Here is a 26,209-nt window from a genome sequence, read left to right as displayed (position 1 = left end):
TTCTTAAAGTCCCTCCTTTGGAGGGATTTAGGGAGGCTTTTAATATTTTAATAATCGCCCTCCGTAATAAATGGGCAACCCGCTTTTTTTAATTTCTCTGATAACGGTATTAATGTCATAATCCAGGCGAAAAAACTGTACTTCAACGGCATCGCTTTCCGTATGAAAATCTTTTTGTTCATCAATCGAAACAATAGCGTAGCAGGCGTGCCAGCTCCCGTCTTTCGGGCATCCTACCGAACCGGGATTGATGATGTGCTTGTAAAAGATTTGCCCGTTGTTTTCTTTAATAATCTCTTTGTGAAAAGATGCGTGGGTATTGCCGATGAGCAAAATATGAGTGTCTTCTTCATCCAGGATTTTCAATAATTGCGACGAAGGATAAAACCTGTAAATGCGTTCTGTATTGCTTTGCGGCGTTCCATGCGTAAGCGTGATTTTCAGTTCGCCAAAATTTGTTTTTACTTTCAGTTGCAACTTCAAAGGCAACTGTTTGAGCCATTCTTTGTTTGAAGCATTTGTGCGCTGTAAAGTGTATGCAATCGCTTCTTTGCCCCATTTCAATTCATCGTCCGTGCCGAAAGAAAAATTAAAATTGTATTTATCGTTGCCGATGCCTTCGTCGTGATTGCCACGCACGCATGGAATGTTGTGTTCTTTTATAAAATCAATCACTTCATTGCTCCACACATTTTGATTGACCAAGTCGCCGAGGCAATAAATGCCGTCCACGCCTTGCTTCAAAATGTGTGCATACACGGCTTGAAGCGCAGGCAAATTCGCGTGAACATCACTGAATACGGCTATTTTCATTATGCTATTCCGAATTTCTCATTGTATAATTTTATGCTTCGTTGTACGCATTTCCATGCTTCTTTTTTGCCGTACATATCGCCGACTTTCACGGTTTTATTTTCCAGCGCTTTATAGCTTTCAAAAAAGTTTTTCAGTTCATTCATCAAATGTTGCGGAATGTCTGTAATGTCGCTGATGTGTGCAAATGCAGGGTCGTTCGCGGCTACGGACAAAATTTTGTCGTCGATGCCGTTTTCATCTTCCATGTGCATGATGCCGATAACTTTTGTATCCACCACGCAAAGCGGCTGTATTTCAAACGAACACATAACGAGAATATCGAGCGGGTCGCCGTCATCAAAATAAGTTTGCGGTACTAATCCGTAATTCATGGGATAATGCGTGGACGAATAAATAACGCGGTCTAATTGCAGTAATCCCGATTCTTTGTGCAGCTCGTATTTCATGCGGCTGCCTTTTGGAATTTCAATCACGGCTTTAACGATTTCCGGTGCTTTATCGCCGATAGATATGTGCCACGGATGCACTACTTGTTTAATAATTTCCATAATTAAAGTTGTTTAATTTTTTTCACCACAGAGGCACAAAGTTCACAGAGGTTTTTCTTCGTGTTCTCTGTGTCTTTGTGGCAAAATATTATTGATTTTTAAAAGTTTTAATGCCTGCAAATGTTGCTTTGTCCCCCAATTCTTCTTCGATGCGCAACAGTTGATTGAACTTCGCAATGCGCTCGCCTCTGCAACCGCTTCCTGTTTTCAAATGCCCCGCTCCCGATGCAACCGTGAGGTCTGCGATAGTTGTATCTTCCGTTTCGCCGCTGCGGTGCGAGATGAAACAGTTGTAATTGTTTTTGTACGCAAGATCAATAGTTTGCAGCGTTTCCGTAACTGTGCCTATCTGGTTTAATTTGATTAAAACAGAATTGGCAACGCCTTCATCAATGCCTTTTTGCAGAATGGCAGGGTTGGTGCAGAAAATATCATCGCCCACCAATTCAATCTTATTGCCTAATTCTTTAGTCATCAGTTGCCAGCCGTCCCAGTCGTTTTCGCCCAAACCGTCTTCCAGCAAAACGATGGGGTATTGTTTGAGCCAACTGCCCCACAACACAATCATTTCTTCCGAAGTTTTGGATGATTTATCGCTCTTGAAAAAAACATATTTTCCATCCTGCCACATTTCGCTTGTTGCAGGGTCAAGGCAAAGTGAAATATCTTTTCCTGCTTCATAACCTGCTTTCCTAATCGCTTCAAGAATGACTTCAACGGCTTCTTCATTCGATTTTAAATTCGGCGCAAAACCACCTTCGTCGCCCACGCCCGTGAAATAACCTTTGCTGTTCAAAATACTTTTCAAAGCATGAAAAGTTTCTTCGCCCATGCGAATGGCTTCTTTGAAAGAAACGGCATTGTGTGGCGCAATCATAAACTCCTGAAAGTCTACATTATTATCCGCGTGCTTGCCGCCGTTAATCACATTCATACAAGGAACAGGCAATGTGTAAATATCTCTTTTGTATAAATATTGATACAACGGTTCTTTGTTATATGCCGCCATGCTTTTTGCATAAGCCATAGAAACCGCAAGTAACGCATTCGCGCCGAGCTTCTCTTTATTGGGCGTTCCGTCCAACTGCAATAAGGCTTCATCCAGCTTTGCCTGTGAAGCGAAAGATTTTTCTTCAAGCGCTTTTGCAATAATGTCGTTCACGTTGCTTACCGCTTTTAAAACGCCTTTGCCATTGTAACGTTTCTTGTCGCCGTCGCGCAGTTCAACGGCTTCTCTTTCGCCCGTGCTTGCGCCCGACGGTACAATGGCTCTGCCTTTTACATTGCGAACGATAGACGAATCGCCGTTGAAGCTGCCTTCAATATTTACTTCCGCTTCAACCGTTGGGTTGCCTCTTGAATCGAGTACTTCTCTCGCATGGATTTTTGTAATCTTCATTTTGTGACTTATTTTGATTTAAAATTTGTTTTGTTAAGTATGTATGTTCTGTTTTACCTTCAATATTTTCAATGCCTTGCCGTCAATAAGAAACACTAAGAGGATAACGGCGATTAATTGCGTAATGACCGAAAAAAGGATTAATCTGTTGATAGAAATGTCGTACAGCCGACCCATGATAAAACTTCCCGTAAACCAAAAAGTGCCGAATGCCGTGTTGAACAATCCGAAGCCTTTGCCGCGATTTTGTGCTGGAAGCATTTCTGCAACAATGGCTTTCATCACCGATTCCTGCGCGCCCATGCCAATACCCCAAATAATAACGCCGATTAGCGCCATGAAAAAATTGCCGCGAAAAACAAGCGGTGCAAAAAAGAATGCAATAAAGCTTGCAACAATTAAAACAGTGATGCCCAGCTTGTCAAATAATTTGCCCAGCAACAGCGCAACAAGTCCTTCGGCAGCCATTGCGATGGCGTAAAATATCGGAATGGTTTCATCATTCATTATTGAATGACTTTTGAAATGATAAGCCATTAAAGGAAAATCGGCGTAGCCCAAAGCAATAAAAACTGTCGATAAAATATAGAGCCAAAAAAGTTTGGGATAACCTTTTGTAACAAGACTTGTATTCTTTATTTCAAGATTGGAAGGATTGGGATATAATGAGCTTGCAACTAATAAAATAGTGATAGCAATAATTGCGGGAATTGCCAAAAAAGCGTAAGCAATTTTGTAGTTATTGTTGTGTGCATACAACGCCAAAGCAATCAGCAATGGTCCAACTGTGGCGCCTGTTTGGTCCATTGCTTCGTGCAAGCCAAAGCCCCAGCCGCTGCCCATTTGGCTTGCGCCGAACGACAGCATTGCATCGCGCGAAGGCGTGCGCAGGGCTTTGCCTATTCTTTCCAAAATCATTAAAACAACGGCGAGTTGCCAATAACCAGCTAACGCAAGCAACGGCACGGAAAGTAAATTGATGATATAACCCGAAATGGCAATAAGCCAATATTTTTTTGTCTTGTCGGCGAAGTAACCGGAAACAATTCTTAAACCATAACCAAGCAATTCGCCTAAACCGGCAACCCAACCTACGGTTGTTCCTGACGTGCCAAGCACTTCAAGATATTGTCCGTTAATACTTCGCGCCGATTCGTAAGTCATATCGGCAAACAGGCTGATGCAGCCAAGCAGGATTACAAATGTGGTAGCTTTCTTTTTGTTGATATCCATACCTATAAATGATTAATCTTTTTGATTAATTTTTACAGGCATCATCGTCCTTCTTAAAGGCGGTTGATAAGGTAGAATGCCATTACCTTTTTTTAAATTTATTGCATCCTTGGCGGCGTCAGCAGCACGGGAACTGTTGCATGGCGAACAACATACTCGGCTTTTGAGCCGCTTAATATTCGTCCGATTGCTGTGCGCCCGTGTGTTCCCATCACAATTAAATCGGCTTCCCACTGGTTGGCAATATTGATGATTTCTTCTTCGGGAATGCCTGTGGGCGTAAAGCGCAACACTTCGTCTTCGCCGTCGTATAGTTGAATGTATTGCTGTATCGTTCTTTCGGCTTCGTTCAGTAAAGCAGATTGGCTTTGCTCAGGCGTGATGCCCAAATCGGCATTGACGACTTCTTTGGATTGGTCAATCACATATACAAGTGCAACGGCTGCTTTTGTTGCATGAACAATGGCAAAGCCTGTGTGTGCAGCTTTCATCGAAAATGCACTGTCATCAACCGCGATTAATATTTTATTGAATATCGTATCCATATTGCAACAGTTTTATTTAAATAATAATGTGCCGCACCATGTAGCCAAAAATCCAAGTATTACGCTACACCCCGCATATAAAACGAAGTATAAATAATTGCCCTGATTCATCAGGCTGACACTTTCGTATGAGTAACTCGAAAATGTAGTAAATCCGCCGCAAATTCCGGTAATTAAGAACAATCTCCATTCGGCAGTAAACCATGCTTGTCGTGTAGCTAAGCCATACAATAAACCGATGATAAAGCATCCTGCAATATTTACAATAAATGTACCGAGCGGAAACGTCAGCGCAATTATTTTACTGATGCCCACTTGTGCCAAATACCGGCATATACTGCCGATTGCTCCGCCAAGTCCAACAAATAAAATCGGTTTCATGTACTTCTTTTTATTTCACACAGAGTCATGGAGTAAATGTTTTTTTGAGCCTCTTTTTCTTTGTATTCTCTGTGAGAAATTTCATTCAACATCCCAAAATTCCACTTCTTTATAAATAACCACTTTGTTATGTAATAAGTCTTTATGTTTTAAAAAAAATGTTTCTAATTTTTCTCTTTTATCAATCAGTTCCACAACCATCGCTAATTGTGAACTGTCGCCCTCTGCGCTTTGCATTACTATTTTACCGTCGCTGGTAAAACTTGTGTGCGTATTGTGAACGGTAGCATTGATAATGCCGTCTTTTTGGGCTTCTTTGATAATATGAAGATACGCAGATTTGGGAAACAATTTTCTGAATAGTGTTCTGTCGCCGTGCCTTATTTTATGAGAAGGCTCTACATAAATCCGTAAGTTGCCCAGCTTATGATTCTTTATTTTAGAATGTTCCATTTTTCTTGTTATTAATTCGTTTATCTCTTACTTCGTGCAATGTTTTATTATTATGGTGTAGTAAATCTTGGGCTTTAGGCGCACCTATTCTTTGTGTGCCGTAGATGCCTGTATGTCCGCTGAAATAATATGCAGTAAAGCAGGCAATCGCAAAATAAATGAGATATTCACCGCCGAAAAGTTCTACGCCCATAATTGTACACGCAACCGGTGTATTGGTAGCGCCGGCAAACACAGCGATAAAACCAAGTCCTGCCATTAAATCGACAGGTGCGCCTGTAACTTGTGCAACAGCATTTCCCAATGCCGCCCCAATGAAAAACAATGGTGTTACTTCGCCGCCTTTGAAGCCCATGCTTAACGTGATTGCCGTAAATAGCAATTTCCAAAACCAACTGAAATAGCCCGCGCCGCCTGTGGTAAAACAAGTAGCAATGCTTACTGAATTGGGATTCAGATTTGTTACACCAAGTCCCAAATAACTATCTGTTCCCAAAATGTAAGTCAGTGCAATAATGATGCAGCCGCCGGTAAAAGGTATCAGCCATTTTATTTTAATCAGCTTGTTGCTATAATTTTTTATGGTGTGGGAAAGTTCGGAAAACAAATATCCCGCAAGCCCGAAACATACGCCGCCAAGAATTACTTTGAGTAATAACAATACATCAAAGTGTATAACGCCAAATGCTTTAATAACGTCTTTAAAAGCAATCGCATATTGTGTATGTTCGATGCCCCAGGATTTGCAGGCAATGTTGGCAACTACGCTTGCCATGAGGCATGGCAGCAGGGCATTGTGATTAATTTTTCCAACGGTTAATACTTCCAATGCGAATATTGCGCCTGTGAGCGGCGTGCCGAAAACAGAACCGAAACCTGCGGCGATTCCCATCATTAGCAGAATGCGAATATCGTCTTTTGACAGATTGAATTTTCTGGCAAAAAAACTTGCGATGCTTCCGCCGATTTGAATTGCCGTGCCTTCTCTGCCTGCGGAACCACCGAAAAAATGCGTAATCACAGTAGTTGCCAACACCAATGGCGCCATGCGGAAAGGTACGCCGCCACCAGGTTTGTGAATTTCATCTACAATTAAATTATTGCCGCCTTCCGCATTTTTGCCCGACCATTTGTAAGAAAAATAAATGAAAATACCTGCCAGCGGCAACAGGAACAATAACCACGAATGTTGCCAGCGTATTTCAGTTGCACGTTCCAGTAGCCATAAAAACAATGCGACTATGGAGCCTATAACTGCTGCTACGGGAATTGAAATAATTGCCCACTTCAATAAATGTTTTGTGATAAAAAAATGTTCGAAAGAAGTCCTGATTTTTTTCATGAATCCTACAAATAAAAATTATGTGTTTTTACAACACGGTTAATAAATTTGTAGGCGCCATCAGCTTTTAGCGGTTGGAGAAGGAAGACACCATTTCCTTTTGCGATGCAAAGATAAATCATAATTATTAAGAATAAAAATTATTCGTTTTTTACGGTTAAATACGGAGAAATGTTGTTGTATGTTTCTTCGGATATAAAAGGAATCTTTTTCAATTCGTCCACCGATGTAAAACCATTGTGTTGCTCGCGGTAAATGATAATCGCTTTAATAATGCTGTACGAAATTTTGTGACTGTCGCGCATTTGCTGTTCACTTGCAGTATTAATATTTATCAATGTTGCGGGTGTTTGTGAACTTGCATTCTGCGATGTTTGTTGTTGAACAAGGGTGTCGTTAATTGTAAGATACGGACGAATAAGATTGAACGTTGAATCGCTGATACCGTAAGTCTTTTTCACTTCATCAATGCTTTTAAAACCGTGCTTTGCAGTTCTGAATTTTACAATTCGTTTGCTCAGTACTTCGCCGATGCCGGGAAGGTTTTTCCATTCATCTGCCGTTGCTGTGTTAATATCAATTGCGGCAATTTCTTTAGAAGATTTGTTTTGATAAGAGTAAGAATGTGTTGATGAATAATTGCTAAAATGCTGATGAATATTGCTTTTTATGTGAATGTAGGGAATGAGTTTGTCTGCGAGCGACTGATTGAGTCCGTAAATTTTTTTGATATCTTCCGGCTTGTAAAATCTTCCGCCTTTGTTGCGGTAATTGAGAATCGTATGAATATTTCTTTCGGGCAAGCCTAATTTTTTCCAACCGTTTTCGTCCAAAGTGTTCGGGTCAAATTCAAAGAAATTGACAAAGTCGATTTCTTGATTTACATTGTTGTGATAAGTTGCAATATGCGACGAAAGTTTTGTAGCGCTGTCAGTAAGTGTTTGTACGAATTGGTGTGTGGTTTCAACATTATCATTGGTTTTCCAAAACATCGATGCAGCCGTGACGCTTCCGATAATTGCGATAATGATAAGCGTTGCATTGCGTTCTTTTTTTGAAAAATGAAAATAACTTTTCCAATCGATTTTTTTCATAGAAGAGGGTTTAAAAGGTTAGACAGTTAAGTTACGAAACTTATTCTACGTCTAATGTCAAACCATCATACGCCAAATGAATATGCAGCGGCAATTCTTTTTCAACTTCATCGTGCAATCCAAGCTGATGGCTGATGTGCGTAAAGTAGGCATTCGGTATTTTTAGTTCATCAACTAACTCAACTGCTTCGCCTAATGTAAAATGCGAAATATGTTTTTCTTTGCGAAGCGCATTTATAACAAGTGTTTCAGAACCTTTGATTAATTCTTTCTGAACATCATCAATTTTGTTTGCATCTGTAATGTATGTGAAATTGCCGAAGCGAAAACCAATCACTTCCAGCCGATGGTGCCACACTTTTATGGGCGTTACTTTTATTTCGTTTACGAAGAACGGCTTGTAATTAATCGTGAACAAATCAATCTGCGGAATGCCCGGATATTTCGGTTCATCAAAAGCATAATAAAACTCGCGCCGCAATTGTACTTGCGTTTCCTCCGTTGCATACACAGCAATGCTTTTTTTCTGGAAATAATTGTAAGCTCTTATATCGTCCAAGCCCGCGATGTGGTCTTTGTGCGCGTGTGTGAAGAGCACAGCGTCAAGTGTGTCGTTTTGTGCACGCAACATTTGTGTGCGAAAGTCGGGCGTTGTATCAATGACGACGGTCGTCTTGTCCGATTTTATCAAAATGCTGCTGCGCAATCTTTTGTCTTTCGGATTGGTTGATGAACAAACTTTACAATGGCACGCAATCATGGGAACGCCGCTGCTGGTGCCGGTTCCAAGAAATGTGATATGTAATTTTTTTGTGTTCAAAAGAATATTGTTTTTGTCGTGAGACGTGAATCGAGAGTTGTGAAAAATATAACGCTTCACGTCAGTTATTTCTCATCGCCAAAATGCTGTCCACAATATAAACCGTATTGCCGCGCCATGGAATGCGTCCGTGATATTCAATGTAATGAAGGTCGAAAACCTTGCCGCTATTGACTTCCAGCGTATCAAATATTTTTTTGTCCTTGATGGAAAATTCAAATTCATAGCTTTGGAGCGGACCTTTGTTCTGCGAACCGAAACCTTGCTGAATTAATTTTCCTTCATATGTTTTAAAAATATTTCCTTTATAAACCGCAAAGTTCAACACGCCTGTTTTTACGCCTTCAGCAAATACAAAAAAGTAACGCCAATAAACGTATCCGCCGCAAAGCAGAACAATGATAACACAAAAAACAATGAAAAATTTTTTCATCCGGTCGGCGATTTTATATTGAGCAAATTACGATAAAATATTTTGAATTTATGCTAAATGACTGATTACGATTGTTTTCTTATTTTTGACCAAAACGATATTATGCGCAAGATTTTTGTCTCTTTATTATTGATAACCTTTAGCGTTCCTGTTTTTGCTCAGGAGGTTAAAACAAGATTGGCTACTGCAACGCAACATTTGTTGAACGATGTGCAAATGAAAAATGCTTCCATAAGTTTTTACGTTGCAGATGCTTCCACGGGGAAATTGGTGTATCAATACAATGGAGAAAAAGGATTGTCGCCTGCGAGTACACAAAAGATTTTTACAACAGTTGCGACGTTTGAAATTCTCGGAGATAATTATACTTTTAAGACGGATATCGGTTATAACGGAAATGTTTCCAACGGCATTTTAAAAGGCGATTTGATTGTAAGAGGCTTTGGCGACCCAACGCTGGGAAGCTGGCGATACGCGGGTTTCAAGCCGGAAGATGTGAAAGAAAAATTTCTTTCAATTATTGCGAATGCGGGTATTCAACAAATAGACGGTAATATAATTATTGACGAAAGCAGCTGGGGATTCAATCCAACGCCGGGCGGCTGGCCCTGGGACGATTTGGGAAATTATTACGGTGCAGGCGATTGGGGAATTAACTGGAATGAAAACCAAATCAACCTGACTTTGCGTCCCGGAAAAAGCGTGGGCGATGATGTTGCCGTTACAAAAATTGACCCGCAGTTGCAAGGTGCAAAATTAGTAAATCGATTAACAACAGGAAGTGCCGGTTCGGGCGACAACAGCACCATTTATGTTGCACCGTATTCTCCCGTTGTGTATGCCGACGGTTCTGTTCCTGCGGGAAAATCGTTGATGATTACAGGCTCAATGCCCAATCCGCCGTTGCAGTTCGGTTATGAACTAAAAAAATGGTTGGGCGAAAAAAATATTAGTTTGACCGGAGAAATTAAAACTGCATCTGACTTTATTTTAATGGACAAAAACGCTCCGAAGATGACGACCAAACTGGCTGTTTACAATTCGCCGTCGGCGCGCGATATTATTTATCATTTTCTGCGAAAGAGTGTTAATCTTTACGGAGAATCTTTTGCGAAAGCCATCGGTTGGCAGGAAAAAAACAATGCTTCAACAGCAGCAGGCGTAAGCGTAATTCGCAAGTTCTGGTTAGAAAACGGAATTAATTATGCTTCGTTGCACATGATTGACGGGAGCGGACTTTCGCCGCAGGATTATGTAACGGCGCACGCCGAAGTTACGGCTTTGTTGTACGCGCAAAAGAAAGATTGGTTCAGCGAATTTTATAAATCTTTGCCCACTTATAACGGCACGAAAATGAAAAGCGGAACCATTAGCGCATGTAAGGCTTACGCGGGTTATCAAACTTCCAAATCGGGAAAGAAATATGTATTCTCGATGATTATCAATGATTATTACGGAAGCCAATACAACTTATTGCCGAAGATGTATAAAATATTGGATGTGTTGAAATAATGTGTTGAATATTGATGTTCAATTATTCCGTTGTTTCCCAACAATATTCTAATTTTATTGTGTGAAAAATGAAAAGTATTATATAGAGTCCAATTCGTCGCTATTACGGTTTGAATTTTTCAGCGAAGGTCCAAATGGAAAAATAAAAAAGCAAGTCATTTTCAGACAAACCGATAATCCCAAAGTTTTCAATTTGGGTTTTGGCGATGTTGATATAGAAACGGGAATTATCAGCGATATTGTCATAACAAATAACAGCGACAGCAAAAAGGTTTTGGCGACCGTAGCGTTGACTGTATTGAAGTTTTTTGAGAAGTATCCTGATAAATATGTTTTTGCTACGGGCAGTACGCCATCCCGAACAAGACTTTATAGAATTGGAATTTCCAATAACTTTGAGGAAATAAGCGATTTTCTTGAAGTCTTTGGATATAACGGGCAAGATTGGGAAATTTTTAAAAAGGGAAAAGAATACGATGCTTTTCTTGTTAGAAAAAAAATATAATTTTGTAAGTGATGCAAACGATCGAAAAAAAAATAAAAAAGCAAGAGCCAGTCAAACAAGTGCTTAAAATTAAAGTCAATAAAAAGTTGGACAATATTGAAGACGCACCTTTTTTTAAAAAGAAAATGGCGAAAGCAAATAAAATATTGTCTGCCGCAAAACTGCCTGAGTAAGTTGCTGAGAAACGGTGCATAATCAATGCAATATTCAATTATTCAAATGCCAACGGATAATTTTTTCTTGCGTTTTCCTGAATTTCCCTGTATGTTTTTAACGATGCGAAACTCAGCAACAGCAGTGCAACAAATATGATGACGAACAGGAAATAATAAACAGGATGTTGTGTGAGGTTATCATAAATATCTTTTTTCCCAAAGAAAAATAGGTTTAAAAAGTTAGGAAGTTGACACACAATTCCTAAAGGCTGAAACACATTTGAATATTTTAAGCAAAGCAATTCTTTCTTCGTTTTTTTATATGCTCTGAAATAAAAAATTATGGACAAGATTACGGCTAACATGAAGAAAATTACCGTTGCTCCAACCAATATCTTCAAATTGTTTTTATTTACTTCAAAATAAAGAAAAGTAAAGACACTGATGAACAAAATCGTAACTGCAATTTTTGGAACAGTAAAATATTCTTTGAAATAATTCCAGTTTCTTTTTCTGATTTGTCTGGATGCGGCTTCTGTTTTTTGCGATATGATTTTTGAAAATCCCATTCGCCCGAAACCCGCATAAACACTGTTTAAAGTGGTTTCAAAATCTAAATTTTTATCTGCATCCATTTTTGCTTCAATAGCATTTGCAAGATGGTCAACCAACTCGATTTGCACGTCGTAATAACGCACATAATGCTGCACGCAAAATTTATATAAACGATTAATTTGTTCTTCGTTCAACATAGTTTATGATTGAAATGCTAAGGGATAATTGTTGTGAATTTTTTGAAGTAATTTTTTTGAAACAATAATTTCCGAATAATATAAGATGGATATTAACAAGACTGGACGCATTAATAAATGTCCATATTCTTTACTGTAAAATTTATAAATTAATGGAACTAAAAAAACGTACGTATAAAAAAGGATTGTAATAATGAGAAATAGATGTCGTTGAATACGGAATGCCAATATGACTTTATTTCTTTTCTTCATTAAATATTTAAATAATTGTCCTCTGCTAACAGTTAGAGAACCTATAAAATAAAAAGAAAGCAAAGCTGTATAATAAAGATATTTGGAAGGGAAAATATCAATAAATATTAGCATAATTGCTGCAATCGTTACCACAATTTTCGGCACAGTAAAAAAGCTTTTAAACTCTTTCCCAAATTCTTTCAAATACTCGCTGCGCAAGGCTTTGCGCTTTTCCGTTTCAATCGTTTTCCATTCTTTAGAAAATTCAGGCGCTTTTTCTTCAAGAATATTTTCAAAAGATTTGCCGGGAAATTGTGCCTGCTCTTCTTCAATTACCGAAGCTAAATGGTCGGTAATTTCTTGCTCCAAATCGTAATAAACAACGCCTTTTGCGTAGCAATAATTTTGTAGTGTTTTTATTTGTTCTTCGTTCAACATGGTCATGCAAGTTTAGGGTTAAGCACTAATTGAAGTGTATTTACAAAGTTCTGCAACTCGCTCATCGCGGCAGTTTTTTGTTTTTTGCCGTCTTTGGTAAGCGAATAATATTTGCGCACGCGGTTGCCGATATTTTCCATTTCCGCCTGCAAAATTCCTTCGGCTTCCAAGCGGTGCAAAAGCGGATACAGCGCGCCTTCCGTAATGTTCAGCTCGCCTTTGGTCAGCTCTTTCACACGCTGCGTAATTTCGTAGCCGTACATTCTTTTATTTTCGTGCAACAGCTTCATAATTATTGGCTCAAGGCAGCCTTTATATAAAATACTTTTGTTCATACTATTGATTTGTACAACAAATATACATAAACAAACAATACATTGACAACTTATGTATATTTTTTAAAGGAGTAAGAAAAAAAGCAACGTTAAAAATTGCGAACAAATTTGCGTTGTTTTAAATTTTTAAAATAGATTGCAGCATTGAGCAAAACCAATGAATCTATCTTTTGAAAATATCAGTTATTTGTGGACACTGTTAATCATTGTTCCGCTTGTTGCCTTGTTTATTTATGTATTAAAGTGGAAGACCAAAGTCAAAAAATCTTTAGGCGACGAACGTTTAATACAACAACTCACGCGGAATTATTCGTCCGGATTATACAAGGTCAAATTTTATTTAATTGCTATTGCATTGTTTATCGGCATTTTCGCGGCAGCAAATCTTCGCAAATATGATTCGAGCGACAAAGAAAAATCCGCCGGCATTGATATAATTGTTGCCTTGGATGTGAGCAAAAGTATGCTTTCGCAAGATATTAAACCCACCCGTTTAGATAGGGCGAAGCAACTGATTGGAAAGCTCACGGACAATCTGTACAATAATCGTCTGGGCTTCGTTGTGTTTGCCGGGCAAGCGGTTTTGCAAATGCCTTTGACTGATGATGTGGGCGCAATTAAAATGTATCTTTCAAATGTGAATACAGATGCAGTTCCTGTTCAGGGAACGGCTATCGGCGATGCGTTGCTCACGGCAAATAATTCACTGAACGCAAAAGATAAAAAGCATAAAGCTGTTATCTTGATTACAGACGGGGAAGACCATGACGAATCCACAGAAAGTGCAATAAAAACTTTGTATGACAACGGCGTTACGGTATTCACAATCGGAGTAGGAACGGCAAACGGTTCGCCCATTCTTGACCCTGTAACCAACGAATATAAGAAAGATGAAAATGGCAATACTGTAATTTCAAAGCTGAACGAAAAAGAGTTGAAAGAAATTGCACAAAAAACGGGCGGCGAATTTGTATTGCTGAATAATGATGCAACAGTTGTGAATACGATTGTTACAAAAATCAACTCTATGGAAAAGAAATTGATTGAATCGGGTAAGGTAGGCAGCCGAAATTATTTTTATTATTTTCCATATTTTATCGCAGCAATTTTATTGTTGTTGATTATCGAAATTTTTATTCCTGAAAAGAAAAGGAGCGTGGCTTGATGAAGAAATATTTATTCATATTTGCAGCGTGTTTTGCTGCTTTTACAGTAAACGCACAGAACAATGTGAAAGGAAACAAAGAAGTATTTCTTGGCAACAAAGCGTACGACAAAGGCGATTTAAAAACGGCGCAAAGCGAATATCAAAAAGCATTGAAACTGTCGCCGAATAATTGGTCGGCGCTCGCGAATCTTGGCATTGTCCAAAGCAAACTGAAAAATGCGGATGGTGCGGTAAAAAGTTTTGATAATGCTTTGACGAATAATAAAGATGTTCAATTAAAAGCTACGTTGAATTACGATAAAGGCACTACTTTAGCCAAAGCAAAGAAATATGAAGATGCTATAAAGGCGTTTAAAAATTCTTTGCGCATCAATCCCGAAGACCAGCAGGCGCGTGAAAATTTGCAGAAAGCCATCAATGAACTGAAGCAACAGAATCAAAAAAATCAGAACCAGAATAAAGATCAAAATAAGAACAAAAACCAGCAACAAAAACAAAACGACAAACAACAGCAAAAACAGGATAAGAATAAGCAGCAACAAAAACAACAGCAGCAACAAAACCAAATGTCCAAAGAGCAGGCAGAGCAATTGTTAAAAGCTTTGCGCCAACAGGAAAAGGAAACCCAGCAGAAATTAGACCGGCAAAAAGCAGGCGGCGGTGTTCCTAAAAATGGAAAAGACTGGTAGTGTTTTAATTGTTAAAAGAATTTTCGGATTATTCAGCCGTTGTCATCAAAGAGATATGACAATACAATGGAGAAATAACCCGAAGAATGATTTTGATACAATAAATATTCGGTTTAACTCCTCTCCAATGCTTGTTTAATATCATCAATCACATCGTCGGCATATTCCAAACCAACGGAAATACGAATCAAGCCGGGTGTAATACCAACTTTCAATCTGTCTTCTTCCGATAGTTTTGAATGTGTGGTGCTTGCGGGATGCGAAGCAATGCTGCGTGAGTCGCCGAGATTCGGAGTGAGCGACAACAATTCCAAAGCATCCATAAATTTCCTGCCGGCTTCCACGCCGCCTTTGATTTCAAAACACACAATGCCGCCGCCCGCTTTCATTTGTTTTTTTGCGATTTCGTATTGAGGATGACTTGGAAGGAAAGGATATTTCAGCCATTCGATTTTCGGATGATTCTCCAGTGCTGTCGCTACTTTCAGCGCGTTCTCGCAATGGCGTTGAATACGTACGTCTAAGGTTTCCAAGCTCTTGCTCAACACCCAGGCATTAAAAGCGGAAAGTGTTGGACCTGAATTACGGCAGAACAAATATATTTCGTGAATCAAATCTTTTCTGCCGGCAATTGCGCCGCCCAAAACACGACCTTGTCCATCCATCCATTTAGTTGCAGAATGAATGGATAAATCAGCGCCGAAATCAATCGGAGTTTGTAAGAATGGTGTGGCAAAACAATTATCTACGGCATAAATCAAATTATGCTTCTTCGCAAGTTTGCCTACTTCTTCCAAATCAACCAATTCCAATTGCGGATTGGTGGGCGTTTCGAGATAAACCATTTTTGTGTTGGGCTTAATTTCTTTTTCCCAAACGCTCAAATCGTCTGCAGGAACGAAGGTATATTCGATGCCGAATTTGTCTAAAAATTTGGTTACTACCGTAACCGTTCCGCCGAAAATAGAACGGCAGCAAAGCAAATGGTCGCCCGTTTTCATCAACGCCATAAACGAGCTGAACACCGCAGCCATGCCGCTTGCAACGGCAAATCCCGCTTCAGCTTTTTCAAGCAAAGCAACTTTATTGGCAAACTCATCCACGCTCGGATTGCTGTAACGGCTGTATATATTATCGTTGTTTTCATCGGCAAAAGCGGCGCGCATAGATTCCGCATCGTCAAATACAAAACTACTTGTCAGGTACATTGGCGATGAATGTTCTTTCTGGTATGTTTCAGGCATTCTTGCACGTATTGCCTGCGTTTGCGGATGAAGTTTTTTAGTCATTTTATTACACGAATTTTATCGGATTACACGAATTATTTTTAACTGCTATATTGTTTTTCTCACAAAGGCATGAAGACTCTATAAAATTATTTTGTCTTCCTTTGTGCCGTTGTGTCTTTGTGGTTCAAAATTTTATTATACGAATTATGGAACGCCGATTTTGTATGATAATTATGATTTTCAATTATCCTTATAATCTTTAAAATCCATCCAAATCAAGGTTCAGACTATTTCCCATTCAATACTAACTCATATTTTATCACTGCTCCGGCTGCTTTCAGCGTTGCGGCTACGGAGCAATATTTGTCCAGCGATAAATCAATGGCGCGGCGTGCAGCGTCTTCCATTACTTCGCCGTCGATAATGAATGTGAGAAAAATCTCTTTCCACAAAGCCGGCTCTTTATCTTTTTCGCGTTCGCCGTTGGCAACGACTTTATAGTTGGTAACGTTTTGGCGTTTCTTTTTCAGTATGCTCAATACATCAATACTGGAACAGCCTATAAGCGCATTCAGCAAAAGTTGCATGGGACGTGCGCCGTAGTTTTCGCCGCCGAGTTCGGGTTTGGAATCTATTTTTGTGATGATGCCGTTTTCGTCTTTTGTATCGAATGCATAATGCTCGTTCGCACGAATCAGTTCAACTGTTGCCATATCATTTTAATTAGGGATGCAAATTTAGTCATAAATAAGCATAAAATGTCGGTTGAAATCCGCCGCTATGTCATTAAATTGTTATAATAACATTCGTGGATAAGTCAAATTCCCGTGAAATCCAAAATGGAATTATCTTTGCATTTACATTAATATATTATTCAAATTTTAAAATAAAACAATTATGGCATTAGAATTCACAGACGCAAACTTTGACACCGAAGTTTTGGCAAATGATAAATTGACCGTTGTTGATTTTTGGGCTGAATGGTGCGGACCTTGCCGTGCAATCGGACCTGTTGTAGAAGAACTTGCAAAAGAGTACGACGGACAAGTGAAAGTAGGCAAACTGAACGTGGACCACAACCCTGAAGTGAGCATTAAATACGGCATCACATCTATTCCTGCAATTTTGTTTTTGAAAAACGGGGAAGTTGTGGACAAACAAATAGGCGCAGTTCCGCGTTCTATTTTGGAAAACAAAATCAAAGCGAATCTTTAAGAGGTTGCGTTAAGTAATAAAAAAGCCAATCAATTTTGATTGGCTTTTTTATTTACATGAGATTCCTCTCTCGTTCCTCGTTCGGAATGACTGGCGAACGTTTTCAGATTTTTTCTTTGTGTTCCTTTGTGCCGTTGTGTCTTCGTGGTTCAAGAAAATCGCTCAATCTTTTCAATCATGGTTACACAATCTCGCTTAACTCCAGCCAACGCATTTCTTTCTCTTCCAGCAAGGTTGCAATTTCGCCGATGCGGTTGCTTTTTAAATGCAGCTTTTCAAAGTCTAAATTAGGATTGCTCAATTCATTTTCCAGTTGTGCTTTTTCCGTTTCGAGGTCGGCAATTTCCTTTTCCAGTAATTCAAATTCACGCTTCTCTTTGAAGCTCGCTTTTTTCTTTGCCGGAGCATTTATGTCTTCAATTTTTGGAGAAGATTTTTCTTCCGCTTTTTGTTGAATTTGTTTCTTGGATAATTCTTCTTCTCGCTGCGCAAGCCTGTATTGTGTATAGTTCCCGGGAAAATCACGAATCTCTCCATCGCCTTCAAACACAAATAAATGTTCCACCAATCTGTCCATGAAATAACGGTCATGCGAAACAATCAACAAACAGCCTTGATATTCCGCAAGAAAATTTTCCAACACCGCGAGCGTAGGTAAATCCAAATCATTCGTCGGTTCGTCAAGGATTAAAAAATTCGGGTTGCGAAACAAAACTGTTAATAACTGCAAGCGCTTTTTTTCGCCGCCGCTCAACGATTCAAGATAGGTATATTGTTTTTCCGCAGGAAACAGAAAAAGCTCCAGAAACTGCGCTGCGCTTAGGCTTCCGCCTTTTGCCAACGGAAAACTTTCGGCAATGGATTTTACATATTCAATCACACGAACGTTGTCTTTTATTTCCAATCCCTGCTGCGAAAAATTACCGAATACAATCGTATCGCCAATGTTGATTTTGCCGCTGTCCACAGGTTCTATTTGTTGGATAATGTTGAGCAAGGTAGATTTACCCATACCGTTTTTTCCGACAACACCGATGCGCTCGCCGCGCCGAAAAGTATAATCGAAACCTTTGATAATTTGTTTATCGCCGTAGCTTTTATAAATCTTTTTCAGCTCAATGATTTTACCGCCGAGACGGTTCATTTTCATATCGAGTCGAATCTGCGTATCAACAATTTTTTGTTTTGCCTTTGCTTCTACTTCGTAAAAATTATCTTGTCGTGATTTGCTTTTTGTGGTACGCGCTTTCGGTTGCTTGCGCATCCATTCAAGCTCTTTGCGGTATTCGTTTTTCGCTTTGTCAATCGTTGCCAGTTCGCTCTCGATACGCGCTGCTTTTTTCTCCATGTAATTCTCGTAATCGCCTTTGTACACGTGCATTTGCGAGCGTTCGAGTTCCCAGATTTCTTCACAAACTGCATCGAGAAAATATCTGTCGTGCGTTACCAAAAGCAAGGTTACATTTTCCTGGTTGAGATAATATTCGAGCCATTCAATCATTTCCACGTCGAGATGATTGGTCGGCTCGTCCATCATCAATAAAGTATGTTTATGCTCAAAGCCAATGTCTATCAGCGTTTGCGCTAATGCGACACGTTTTCTTTGCCCGCCGCTTAATTTATTTACAGGCTGATGAAGATTGTGAATATTGAGCTTGGAAAGAATCTGTTTCACTTTCGCATCAAAATCCCACGCGCCCGCTTCATCCATTTTTACGATTAAATCGGCGATACTATTTTCATCATTTTTTTCAACGGCTTCTTCGTATTCACGAATGATTTTAAGTATTGGATTATCTGTATGAAAAATATTTTCCAATACGGATTTTTGTTCGTCAAATTGTGGGTCTTGTTCAAACAACGCAACGGTTACATCTTTGTGAATCCAAAGTTTTCCCTCGTCGGGCGTTTCTTTGCCTGCGAGAATTTTCAGCAAAGTGCTTTTGCCCACGCCGTTACGTGCAATCAACGCAATTTTATCTCCTTCATTTATGTGAAAAGAAATGTTGCGAAACAGCGGCGTAATGCCGTAACTTTTTGTAAGATTTTCTGCGGATAAATAATGCACTTAGTAAATTAAGAATTATAAATTATGAATTGAGATTTCTCCTATCGTCGAAATGACGCGAAGAAGAATGTTGAACACGCTTACGCGTCATTGCGGCGAATGCCGCAATCTCTTGTCGTGCGTAAATTTTGCCAAGAGATGCCGAAACAAGTTCGGCATGACGTGAAAGCTCTTTATTTTTTATCGGAAACATCGTAATCAAATCTGTCTTTGAGTTCTGTGTCGATTTCTTTTGTTACAGTTTCTATATCTTTCATTAATTCTTTCTTGTGGCGCTTTGCTTCGTTTAACCAACTGCCGTAAAATCGGATATGATATTCCACTTCGGGCTGACGTATAATTTTATCGATAGGAACAAATCCGTCAAATGCATACTTTCCTGTCTTGTTTCCTATAAAGTTTTTATAATCTATTCTTCTGCTGTCGAAAAGATTGGCATCGTTATTTGCAGTAAAGGGAAGAGTGGTGATATAAAGCCGCGTGATATTCGATAACAGTTTTTGATTTTCTATTAATCGTAAATATCCCGAAGATTTAAAACTCTCAAACCTGCTGTTATCGAAATTAAAGTATTCGGTATTTAAAAGAAAGCCTGAATTGGTGTCCAAATATTTTGAATTAATTCTGTTGCTGTCCAATTCTGTAATTGCGCTGTCGTAATAATCAATAGTCGGTTGGAAATCTTGTATATCAGCAAAAAGATTTGAGTCTATCTCAGCTAAATCATTTCTCGTTCCGATCAAAAAGTTTTTTTCTATTTCTTTATCATGCTTTTCATCATTCCAATTATGAAACCAAAGCGTAATGCTCACGGCGATAATGATGATGAGAATTTCTAACAAAAAGTCTTGTATTTTTTCTTTCCATTTTTTATTCTTATTTGTGAGTGCGTGAACAGCTTGCTTCGCGTGCGCTATAATTTTTTCTTCTTCTGCCATTGTAGTTTAGATTTAAAAATGATTGCATTAAGAACGGAATAAAGATAATTGTTTCAAACTTATTCTTCCTTCATAAATCGCTTTGCCTACAATCGCGCCGAAACAGTTGATTTTACTGAGTTCCAGCAAATCATCAACCGAACTTACGCCGCCGCTTGCGATAAAATTAATGGGAGGAAATTTTGTAATAATCTTTTTATACAATTCAATGGACGGACCTTGCAGCAAACCGTCTTTGCTTACATCGGTGCAAAAAATGTTTTTTATTCCTTTTGAAAAATATTTTTCTATAAAAGAAAAAACATCAATGTCGGTTGTTTCTGTCCAACCGTTTACTGCAATTTTTTCGCCTTTCACATCCGCGCCTAACAAGAATCTATCTGCGCCGAAATCTTCAATCCATCCGCTGAACAACGCTTCATTTTTTACAGCGATGCTTCCAATGGTTGCATATTTTGCACCTGAATTTAAAACCAATTCAACATCTTCTTTTTGCTTAATGCCGCCGCCGAAATCAATTTCCATGTTCACGGCGTTGGCAATATTTTCCAACACTTTGTAATTGATAATTTTTCCTGCCTTTGCGCCGTCTAAATCTACCAAATGCAATTTTCTCAGACCTGCATCAGCAAAGGATTTTGCAACTTCAACAGGATTTTCGTTATAGATTGTTTTTTGTGTGTAATCGCCTTGTGTAAGGCGCACGCATTTACCGTCGATAATGTCAATTGCAGGAATGATAAGCATTTGTATAAAATAATTTTCGGCAAATGTAAAGCATAGTTAAGTTATAAATGATTTGTAAGAAATAAACCACATAGAAACATAGGTTTTTGCATAGATGAACGAAGCAAAAATAAAAGCAACACAAAGATTTTCATCGAAGATGAAAATGCTATGATTTTTTAATAGCGTTTTAAATGTTGAATTCTAATTTCTAAATTCAAAATATTTAATTCTATGTCTCTATGTGGTTTCACATCATACGATATTATTTTAGCGTAAATTTTATACCGGCAAAAAAATTATTAGTTAAACAAATTTTAGCTTGCTTTCATTATTCAACAACTAAAAATTACAACTATGACTACTCAGGAAATTGCAGAACGCTTTTACGAACTCGACACAAAAGGCGACTTTACAACCATTTATGAAGAATTGTATTCGTCCGACGTAAAAAGCATTGAGCCTGCGCATAGCCGGTGGGCGACCGTTGAAGGTATCGAAGGCATACACGAAAAAGGGAAACAGTTTCACGAAACTTTGGAAGAGTTTCATGGCGGCTACACCAATCCGCCGATTGTTGCCGGCAATTTTTTTGCCTGTGCAATGGGCATGGATGCAACTTTTAAAGACAGAGGGCGTGTGCAGTTAGACGAAATTGCTTTGTATGAAGTAAAAGACGGAAAGATTATTTCGGAACAGTTTTTTTATTAAGATTTTTTAGCCACGAATGCACGAATAAATTTCATTCGCGCATTCGTGGCTAAAATGTCTTTATTGAGGCGCTGTCTGGCTTAAAACGCGTCTTATAACTTCAACTTCAAACTCTCCTTTTTCCTGTTCAACCTGAGGCACTAAGCCGGGATAATTGTCTTCAATGAAAAACTTGAAAAATTTCAAATTCTTGAACAATTTGAATTTATGCGTTTCGGGTAAATAAATAATTGCTTTCATTCTTCTCGACATAGCGGAAGCAATTGCTCCACCTAAAATTCCGGACATATTGCTTGTGAAAAAATCTTCGGTATATAAATAAGCTCCTTTACGATAAACTTTTAAATAATAATTGCCGCCGTCGCGTGCTTGCCCTTTACTGCCTTTGTCGAAGTTTTTAACAATATCTTTCATTCTGATATATAAATTTGTGCCATCTGATATTGCAAAAGCGTCTTTTATATTTTTTCCTGCTGCGTTTGAAAACCGATAAGCGATGGAGTCATTATTTGTTCTTGCTGTGAAATCGCTTGTTTCCGATGGCGTTTTATTTTCAAAATCTTCAATTGTTCCGTAGATACCTTTGGGATAATTTGCACTTACCGAAGGGTCATTTTGCATTGGGTCGAACTGATTTTGCGCGCTTACCCAAAAAGGCAAAATCAGCAGAAATAAAGAGAGCAATTTGTTTCTCATTGTAAATATTTTATGCTTTGATTTTGTTTGCTATAAAAAAGAAACTGTTTCTCGGTTAAGATGAAAAACAGTTTCTTTTGATGGTCTTATGAAAATTTACGCCAGTTTCTTTTTCAGATTTTCATCAAGCGCATCTAAAAATTCTTCAGTATTTAGATACTGGTCTTTGGTTACTTTGCTGCCGTGAATGCATACCGCCAGGTCTTTCGTCATCTTGCCACTTTCAACAGTTTCAACACAAACTTCTTCCAAAGCATGAGAGAACTTAATCAACTCTTGGTTATCATCCAGTTTTCCGCGAAATTCTAAGCCTCGTGTCCATGCGAAGATAGACGCGATAGGATTTGTAGAAGTTGGGTTGCCTTTTTGATGTTCACGGTAATGACGCGTAACCGTTCCGTGTGCAGCCTCGGCTTCCATCACTTTTCCATCGGGTGTTACGAGCGTTGAAGTCATCAAGCCGAGCGAACCGAAACCTTGTGCCACAGTATCGCTTTGTACGTCGCCGTCGTAGTTTTTACAAGCCCAGACAAAATTGCCGTTCCATTTCAATGCGGATGCAACCATGTCGTCGATGAGGCGATGCTCGTAAACGATTCCTTTTTCTTGGAACTTTGTTTTGTATTCGTTCTGATAAATCTCTTCAAAAATATCTTTAAAGCGGCCGTCGTATTTTTTCAGAATGGTATTTTTTGTTGACAAATAAAGCGGCCAGCCTTTTGCCAATGCCTGGTTAAAGCACGCATGAGCAAAGCCTTTGATACTTTCGTCGGTGTTGTACATTGCCATAGCAACGCCATCGCCTTTGAAATTATACACCTCATATTCTTGCGTCGTTCCGTCTTCGCCTTCAAATTTTATCGTGAGTTTTCCTTTGCCTTTTGTAACAAAATCCGTTGCGCGGTATTGGTCGCCAAACGCATGACGACCGATGCAAATAGGTGCTGTCCAGTTAGGCACGAGGCGCGGCACATTTTTACAAACAATCGGTTCGCGGAAAACGGTTCCGTCCAAAATATTACGGATAGTACCGTTGGGCGATTTCCACATTTGCTTTAAATTAAATTCTTTCACGCGCGCTTCGTCGGGCGTAATGGTTGCGCATTTGATGCCGACGCCGTATTGCAATATTGCATTTGCTGCATCAATCGTTACCTGGTCGTTGGTTGCGTCGCGGTATTCGACACCTAAATCGTAATACTTAATATCAATGTCGAGATAGGGCAATATCAGTTTATCTTTAATAAATTTCCAAATAATCCTGGTCATTTCATCGCCGTCGAGTTCCACAACAGGATTTGCTACTTTGATTTTTTCAGCCATATAAAGGTTATTTTTAGTTAGAAAATAGAATGCTTACAAAAGTAAGGTATTGGTGCGAAAATAAATGTTATGAAAATTTGATAATGAAATGATTTGATTAAAATGGTTTGAATTTTAGCTCGCCACTAATACGCGAATTTTTTTCTTCTGTTCATTAGACAATAATTTTTATCTGTACATCTGTGGTTGAAAACCAATCTTCAATTATTTATTATATCCTTATCAAATTATCAAATTCCGCAATAAATAATTCCCTTACATTTGCTTCAATCTAAAACCAAAAAATACAGGAATGGGTTGGCTGTACACGATTTTATACTTAGTAGGTTATCCTATCGGGCTTTACGGAATGTTTAAAAAAGCAGGTGTTGCACCCTGGAAAGCATTTGTGCCCTTTTACAATACATGGCTTATGTGTGAGCTGTGCGGCATCGGCAAGTTGTGGTTTTGGTTACAGCTTATTCCCATTGCCGGCGTTTTCATTACGATTTGGATAACGATAATTTTTGTGATGCAGTTTGGTAAATTCTCTTTAATTGACCATGCGTTTACTGCAATTGTTCCGTTTATTTATTTGCCTTATCTCGGCTTTTCAAAAGATGTAAAATATCTGGGACCGGACGCGGTAAAAAAATATAAAAAATCTACCGTCCGCGAATGGATTGATGCGCTGGTATTTGCAACGGTTGCGGCTACGCTGATTCGTACATTTATTTTTGAAGCGTATGTGATTCCATCGGGAAGCATGGAAAAAACTTTGCTGATTAATGATTTTCTTTTTGTAAACAAAATAAGCTACGGAGCGCGTGTTCCGCAAACGCCTATCAGTTTTCCGTTTGTGCATAATTTTATGCCTTTTTCACAGACTGTTCCGTCTTATACCAAAGCTGTGCAATGGGGCTACTACCGTTTACCCGCCTCAAATCCTATTAAGCGAAACGATGTGGTAGTGTTCAATTTCCCGGCAGGAGATACTATCATTAATGAGCCGGGTTATGGTTCGTTAAATACATATTACGATGTTTTGCGAGACACTTATCACGGAAACAGAGATGCCCTAATGTCCGAGCATGATATACTGGTTCATCCGATGGATAAAACCGATAATTACATTAAGAGATGTACCGGCGTTCCGGGCGATACTATTCAGGTAAAGCATACGGTTTTATTTGTAAACGGAAAGCCTGCGTTTGTCCCGCCTACTTCACAAATGGAATATACCGTAACCACCAATGGTAATGCTTTCAATAATGATGAACTTTCAAATCAGCTGCATATTAAAACCGAAAAAGTAAATGACGGCGATGAGCCGGAAGTAGAACAAATCGGTAATAATGAATATGTGTTTGATGTTACCGAAGATGAAATTGAGCAGGTAAAAAAACTGCCGAATGTAGTGAATGTATCTCTGGCTGAAAGACCTGCGGAAGAAGTATTTCCATATTTCAACTTGTCGCTTGGATGGAGTGCCGATAATTTTGGTCCGTTGTGGATTCCGAAAAAAGGAGCAACAATTACTTTGACTCCAGAAAATCTTCCGATATATCAAAGAATCATCACAACGTATGAGCATCATACATTGTCGCAAAATGGGAATCAGTTTATCATCGACGGTAAACCAACCAATCAGTACACTTTCAAATACAACTATTACTGGATGATGGGAGATAACCGTCATCGCAGTCAGGACAGCCGTTATTGGGGGTTTGTTCCCGAGACTGCTATTGTGGGCAAAGCATCGCTGATTTGGTTCAGTTGGCAAAACGGTCCGCGCTGGAACAGGATTTTTAAAGTGATAAAATAAAATCGTATCTTCAATTTTTATAAAGTCTCATTGTTAAAAACGATGAGGCTTTTTTGTCTGAATCAAATTTGACTTATGCAAAAAGAATTTAGTTTTAAATATGAAATATTCAATAGCATTGACGAACTGAATAGTGAAGAAAAATCATTGTTGGAAAAAGCGCGACAAAATACTGAAAATGCGTATGCACCTTATTCGCAATTCAATGTGTCGGCGGTTGCTTTGCTGGAAAATGGGACAACTATTGCTGCTACGAATCAGGAAAATGCAAGTTATCCGGTTGGCATTTGCGCAGAGAGAACTTTATTGAGCGCAGTATCATCATTACAGCCGAATCAATTAATAAAAACGATGGCTATCAGTTATCACAACTTAAACGGCAATAGTGGAAAACCCATTTCGCCTTGCGGTATTTGCAGACAATCGTTGCTTGAATATGAAAACAGATTTCAAAGTTCAGTCAAAATTATAATGAGCGGGTTGGGCGGCGAAGTGGTGGTTGTCGAAAGTGCTAAACAATTATTGCCTTTCAGTTTTTCTGCGGAAGATATGAAGTAGAAGATATACCACAGATGAATTTTTTCTCTGCCACGAATGCTCGAAAGTTCATGAATAATAATTGACTTTCGTGTGAATTATTTGTCCAC

The 26,209-nt window shown here is 38.9% G+C and carries 30 protein-coding genes and 2 riboswitches; of the genes, 9 read left to right on the top strand and 21 right to left on the bottom strand.

All coding sequences use genetic code 11. The features are described 5' to 3' along the window. Positions 1-39 precede the first annotated feature (39 nt). From A9P82_RS06410 to A9P82_RS06360, 11 genes are all read right to left on the bottom strand, one after another. Positions 40-813 (bottom strand): metallophosphoesterase family protein, encoded by a 774-nt coding sequence (locus tag A9P82_RS06410; protein ID WP_066205587.1) that lies wholly within the window; start codon positions 811-813, stop codon positions 40-42. Next, complete coding sequence (locus tag A9P82_RS06405; protein WP_066205584.1) at positions 813-1,364, bottom strand: inorganic diphosphatase; 552 nt, start codon at positions 1,362-1,364, stop codon at positions 813-815. Before A9P82_RS06405 ends, A9P82_RS06410 begins: the two co-directional genes overlap by 1 nt. A gap of 88 nt (positions 1,365-1,452) precedes the next feature. After that, entirely contained in the window at positions 1,453-2,763 is a 1,311-nt protein-coding gene (gene eno / locus A9P82_RS06400; RefSeq protein WP_066205578.1) for a phosphopyruvate hydratase, read from the bottom strand. A 33-nt stretch (positions 2,764-2,796) separates the two neighbouring features. Next, a complete protein-coding gene (locus A9P82_RS06395) occupies positions 2,797-3,996 on the bottom strand; it encodes an MFS transporter (protein WP_066205573.1) in 1,200 nt (399 codons plus the stop codon). A 28-nt stretch (positions 3,997-4,024) separates the two neighbouring features. Next, positions 4,025-4,092: riboswitch (Fluoride riboswitch) on the bottom strand. A gap of 2 nt (positions 4,093-4,094) precedes the next feature. Further along, positions 4,095-4,541, bottom strand: coding sequence for a universal stress protein (locus tag A9P82_RS06390; RefSeq protein WP_066205571.1), 447 nt, complete (start codon positions 4,539-4,541; stop codon positions 4,095-4,097). A gap of 12 nt (positions 4,542-4,553) precedes the next feature. Continuing rightward, entirely contained in the window at positions 4,554-4,922 is a 369-nt protein-coding gene (gene crcB / locus A9P82_RS06385; RefSeq protein WP_066205569.1) for a fluoride efflux transporter CrcB, read from the bottom strand. 81 nt (positions 4,923-5,003) lie between these two features. Further along, positions 5,004-5,375: a DUF190 domain-containing protein gene (locus tag A9P82_RS06380; protein ID WP_066205567.1), complete on the bottom strand. Its 372-nt coding sequence runs from the start codon at positions 5,373-5,375 to the stop codon at positions 5,004-5,006. Beyond that, a complete protein-coding gene (locus A9P82_RS06375; RefSeq protein WP_066205563.1) occupies positions 5,362-6,717 on the bottom strand; it encodes a voltage-gated chloride channel family protein in 1,356 nt (451 codons plus the stop codon). Before A9P82_RS06375 ends, A9P82_RS06380 begins: the two co-directional genes overlap by 14 nt. A gap of 44 nt (positions 6,718-6,761) precedes the next feature. Continuing rightward, positions 6,762-6,824, bottom strand: a riboswitch (Fluoride riboswitch). A gap of 33 nt (positions 6,825-6,857) precedes the next feature. Beyond that, positions 6,858-7,811 carry a ComEA family DNA-binding protein gene (locus A9P82_RS06370; RefSeq protein ID WP_066205561.1) on the bottom strand — a complete coding sequence of 318 codons (954 nt, stop codon included), beginning with the start codon at positions 7,809-7,811 and terminating at the stop codon, positions 6,858-6,860. A gap of 40 nt (positions 7,812-7,851) precedes the next feature. Then, the gene (locus tag A9P82_RS06365; RefSeq protein WP_231891217.1) at positions 7,852-8,631 is read right to left on the bottom strand and encodes an MBL fold metallo-hydrolase; all 780 of its coding nucleotides are present in this window, start codon (positions 8,629-8,631) and stop codon (positions 7,852-7,854) included. Positions 8,632-8,692: 61 nt separating this feature from the next. Further along, positions 8,693-9,064 carry a hypothetical protein gene (locus A9P82_RS06360; RefSeq protein WP_066205558.1) on the bottom strand — a complete coding sequence of 124 codons (372 nt, stop codon included), beginning with the start codon at positions 9,062-9,064 and terminating at the stop codon, positions 8,693-8,695. A 57-nt stretch (positions 9,065-9,121) separates the two neighbouring features. Between A9P82_RS06360 and dacB the strand changes: the two genes are divergently transcribed. The 3 genes from dacB (at position 9,122) to A9P82_RS15400 (ending at position 11,254) form a co-directional block, all read left to right on the top strand. Further along, positions 9,122-10,576, top strand: a complete 1,455-nt coding sequence (gene dacB, locus A9P82_RS06355; protein WP_197492256.1) for a D-alanyl-D-alanine carboxypeptidase/D-alanyl-D-alanine endopeptidase — start codon at positions 9,122-9,124, stop codon at positions 10,574-10,576. Between the two features lie 61 nt (positions 10,577-10,637). After that, on the top strand, positions 10,638-11,081 hold the full coding sequence (locus tag A9P82_RS06350; RefSeq protein ID WP_066205553.1) for a DUF6934 family protein: 444 nt from the start codon (positions 10,638-10,640) through the stop codon (positions 11,079-11,081). A gap of 11 nt (positions 11,082-11,092) precedes the next feature. Continuing rightward, a complete protein-coding gene (locus A9P82_RS15400; RefSeq protein ID WP_156522616.1) occupies positions 11,093-11,254 on the top strand; it encodes a hypothetical protein in 162 nt (53 codons plus the stop codon). A gap of 38 nt (positions 11,255-11,292) precedes the next feature. On the opposite strand, the gene A9P82_RS06345 is transcribed toward A9P82_RS15400, so the two are convergent. From A9P82_RS06345 to A9P82_RS06335, 3 genes are read right to left on the bottom strand one after another with little or no spacing between them, the layout of a single operon-like run. Next, on the bottom strand, positions 11,293-11,988 hold the full coding sequence (locus tag A9P82_RS06345; protein WP_066205550.1) for a hypothetical protein: 696 nt from the start codon (positions 11,986-11,988) through the stop codon (positions 11,293-11,295). A 3-nt stretch (positions 11,989-11,991) separates the two neighbouring features. After that, entirely contained in the window at positions 11,992-12,660 is a 669-nt protein-coding gene (locus tag A9P82_RS06340) for a hypothetical protein (protein WP_066205548.1), read from the bottom strand. A 2-nt stretch (positions 12,661-12,662) separates the two neighbouring features. Then, positions 12,663-12,995, bottom strand: coding sequence for a PadR family transcriptional regulator (locus A9P82_RS06335; RefSeq protein WP_066205545.1), 333 nt, complete (start codon positions 12,993-12,995; stop codon positions 12,663-12,665). Between the two features lie 157 nt (positions 12,996-13,152). Here A9P82_RS06335 and A9P82_RS06330 point away from each other — a divergent pair, with 157 nt between their 5' ends. Next, a complete protein-coding gene (locus A9P82_RS06330) occupies positions 13,153-14,160 on the top strand; it encodes a vWA domain-containing protein (RefSeq protein WP_066205543.1) in 1,008 nt (335 codons plus the stop codon). Beyond that, positions 14,160-14,852: a tetratricopeptide repeat protein gene (locus A9P82_RS06325; protein WP_066205541.1), complete on the top strand. Its 693-nt coding sequence runs from the start codon at positions 14,160-14,162 to the stop codon at positions 14,850-14,852. Before A9P82_RS06330 ends, A9P82_RS06325 begins: the two co-directional genes overlap by 1 nt. Positions 14,853-14,965: 113 nt before the next feature. On the opposite strand, the gene A9P82_RS06320 is transcribed toward A9P82_RS06325, so the two are convergent. Then, on the bottom strand, positions 14,966-16,141 hold the full coding sequence (locus A9P82_RS06320) for a trans-sulfuration enzyme family protein (protein ID WP_066205537.1): 1,176 nt from the start codon (positions 16,139-16,141) through the stop codon (positions 14,966-14,968). 227 nt (positions 16,142-16,368) lie between these two features. After that, positions 16,369-16,794, bottom strand: coding sequence for an OsmC family protein (locus tag A9P82_RS06315; protein ID WP_066205535.1), 426 nt, complete (start codon positions 16,792-16,794; stop codon positions 16,369-16,371). Positions 16,795-16,978: 184 nt separating this feature from the next. Here A9P82_RS06315 and trxA point away from each other — a divergent pair, with 184 nt between their 5' ends. Then, positions 16,979-17,296: a thioredoxin gene (gene trxA / locus A9P82_RS06310; protein ID WP_066205532.1), complete on the top strand. Its 318-nt coding sequence runs from the start codon at positions 16,979-16,981 to the stop codon at positions 17,294-17,296. A gap of 181 nt (positions 17,297-17,477) precedes the next feature. Here trxA and A9P82_RS06305 read toward each other — a convergent pair whose 3' ends face one another. The 3 genes from A9P82_RS06305 to hisA form a co-directional block, all read right to left on the bottom strand. After that, positions 17,478-19,364, bottom strand: coding sequence for an ABC-F family ATP-binding cassette domain-containing protein (locus tag A9P82_RS06305; RefSeq protein WP_066205529.1), 1,887 nt, complete (start codon positions 19,362-19,364; stop codon positions 17,478-17,480). Positions 19,365-19,537: 173 nt separating this feature from the next. Further along, complete coding sequence (locus A9P82_RS06300; RefSeq protein ID WP_066205525.1) at positions 19,538-20,302, bottom strand: hypothetical protein; 765 nt, start codon at positions 20,300-20,302, stop codon at positions 19,538-19,540. A 27-nt stretch (positions 20,303-20,329) separates the two neighbouring features. Next, positions 20,330-21,049: a 1-(5-phosphoribosyl)-5-[(5-phosphoribosylamino)methylideneamino]imidazole-4-carboxamide isomerase gene (gene hisA / locus A9P82_RS06295; RefSeq protein WP_066205523.1), complete on the bottom strand. Its 720-nt coding sequence runs from the start codon at positions 21,047-21,049 to the stop codon at positions 20,330-20,332. A 336-nt stretch (positions 21,050-21,385) separates the two neighbouring features. Here hisA and A9P82_RS06290 point away from each other — a divergent pair, with 336 nt between their 5' ends. Beyond that, positions 21,386-21,739 carry a nuclear transport factor 2 family protein gene (locus tag A9P82_RS06290; protein ID WP_066205519.1) on the top strand — a complete coding sequence of 118 codons (354 nt, stop codon included), beginning with the start codon at positions 21,386-21,388 and terminating at the stop codon, positions 21,737-21,739. Positions 21,740-21,799: 60 nt separating this feature from the next. Here the strand turns inward: A9P82_RS06290 and A9P82_RS06285 are convergent, their stop codons facing one another. Together A9P82_RS06285 and A9P82_RS06280 are read right to left on the bottom strand one after the other, a co-directional pair. After that, on the bottom strand, positions 21,800-22,435 hold the full coding sequence (locus A9P82_RS06285; protein WP_066205516.1) for a hypothetical protein: 636 nt from the start codon (positions 22,433-22,435) through the stop codon (positions 21,800-21,802). Between the two features lie 96 nt (positions 22,436-22,531). After that, positions 22,532-23,758, bottom strand: coding sequence for an isocitrate dehydrogenase (NADP(+)) (locus A9P82_RS06280; RefSeq protein ID WP_066205513.1), 1,227 nt, complete (start codon positions 23,756-23,758; stop codon positions 22,532-22,534). A 292-nt stretch (positions 23,759-24,050) separates the two neighbouring features. Here A9P82_RS06280 and lepB point away from each other — a divergent pair, with 292 nt between their 5' ends. Continuing rightward, complete coding sequence (gene lepB / locus A9P82_RS06275) at positions 24,051-25,562, top strand: signal peptidase I (RefSeq protein WP_082915257.1); 1,512 nt, start codon at positions 24,051-24,053, stop codon at positions 25,560-25,562. 75 nt (positions 25,563-25,637) lie between these two features. Further along, on the top strand, positions 25,638-26,120 hold the full coding sequence (locus A9P82_RS06270) for a cytidine deaminase (protein ID WP_066205507.1): 483 nt from the start codon (positions 25,638-25,640) through the stop codon (positions 26,118-26,120). The last annotated feature ends 89 nt before the right edge of the window (positions 26,121-26,209 follow it).

Origin of the sequence: Arachidicoccus sp. BS20 (assembly GCF_001659705.1) — a bacterium.
Lineage (GTDB): Bacteria > Bacteroidota > Bacteroidia > Chitinophagales > Chitinophagaceae > Arachidicoccus.
Note: the sequence above shows the minus strand (reverse complement) of the source record. Positions and strands in the feature narration are given on the sequence as shown.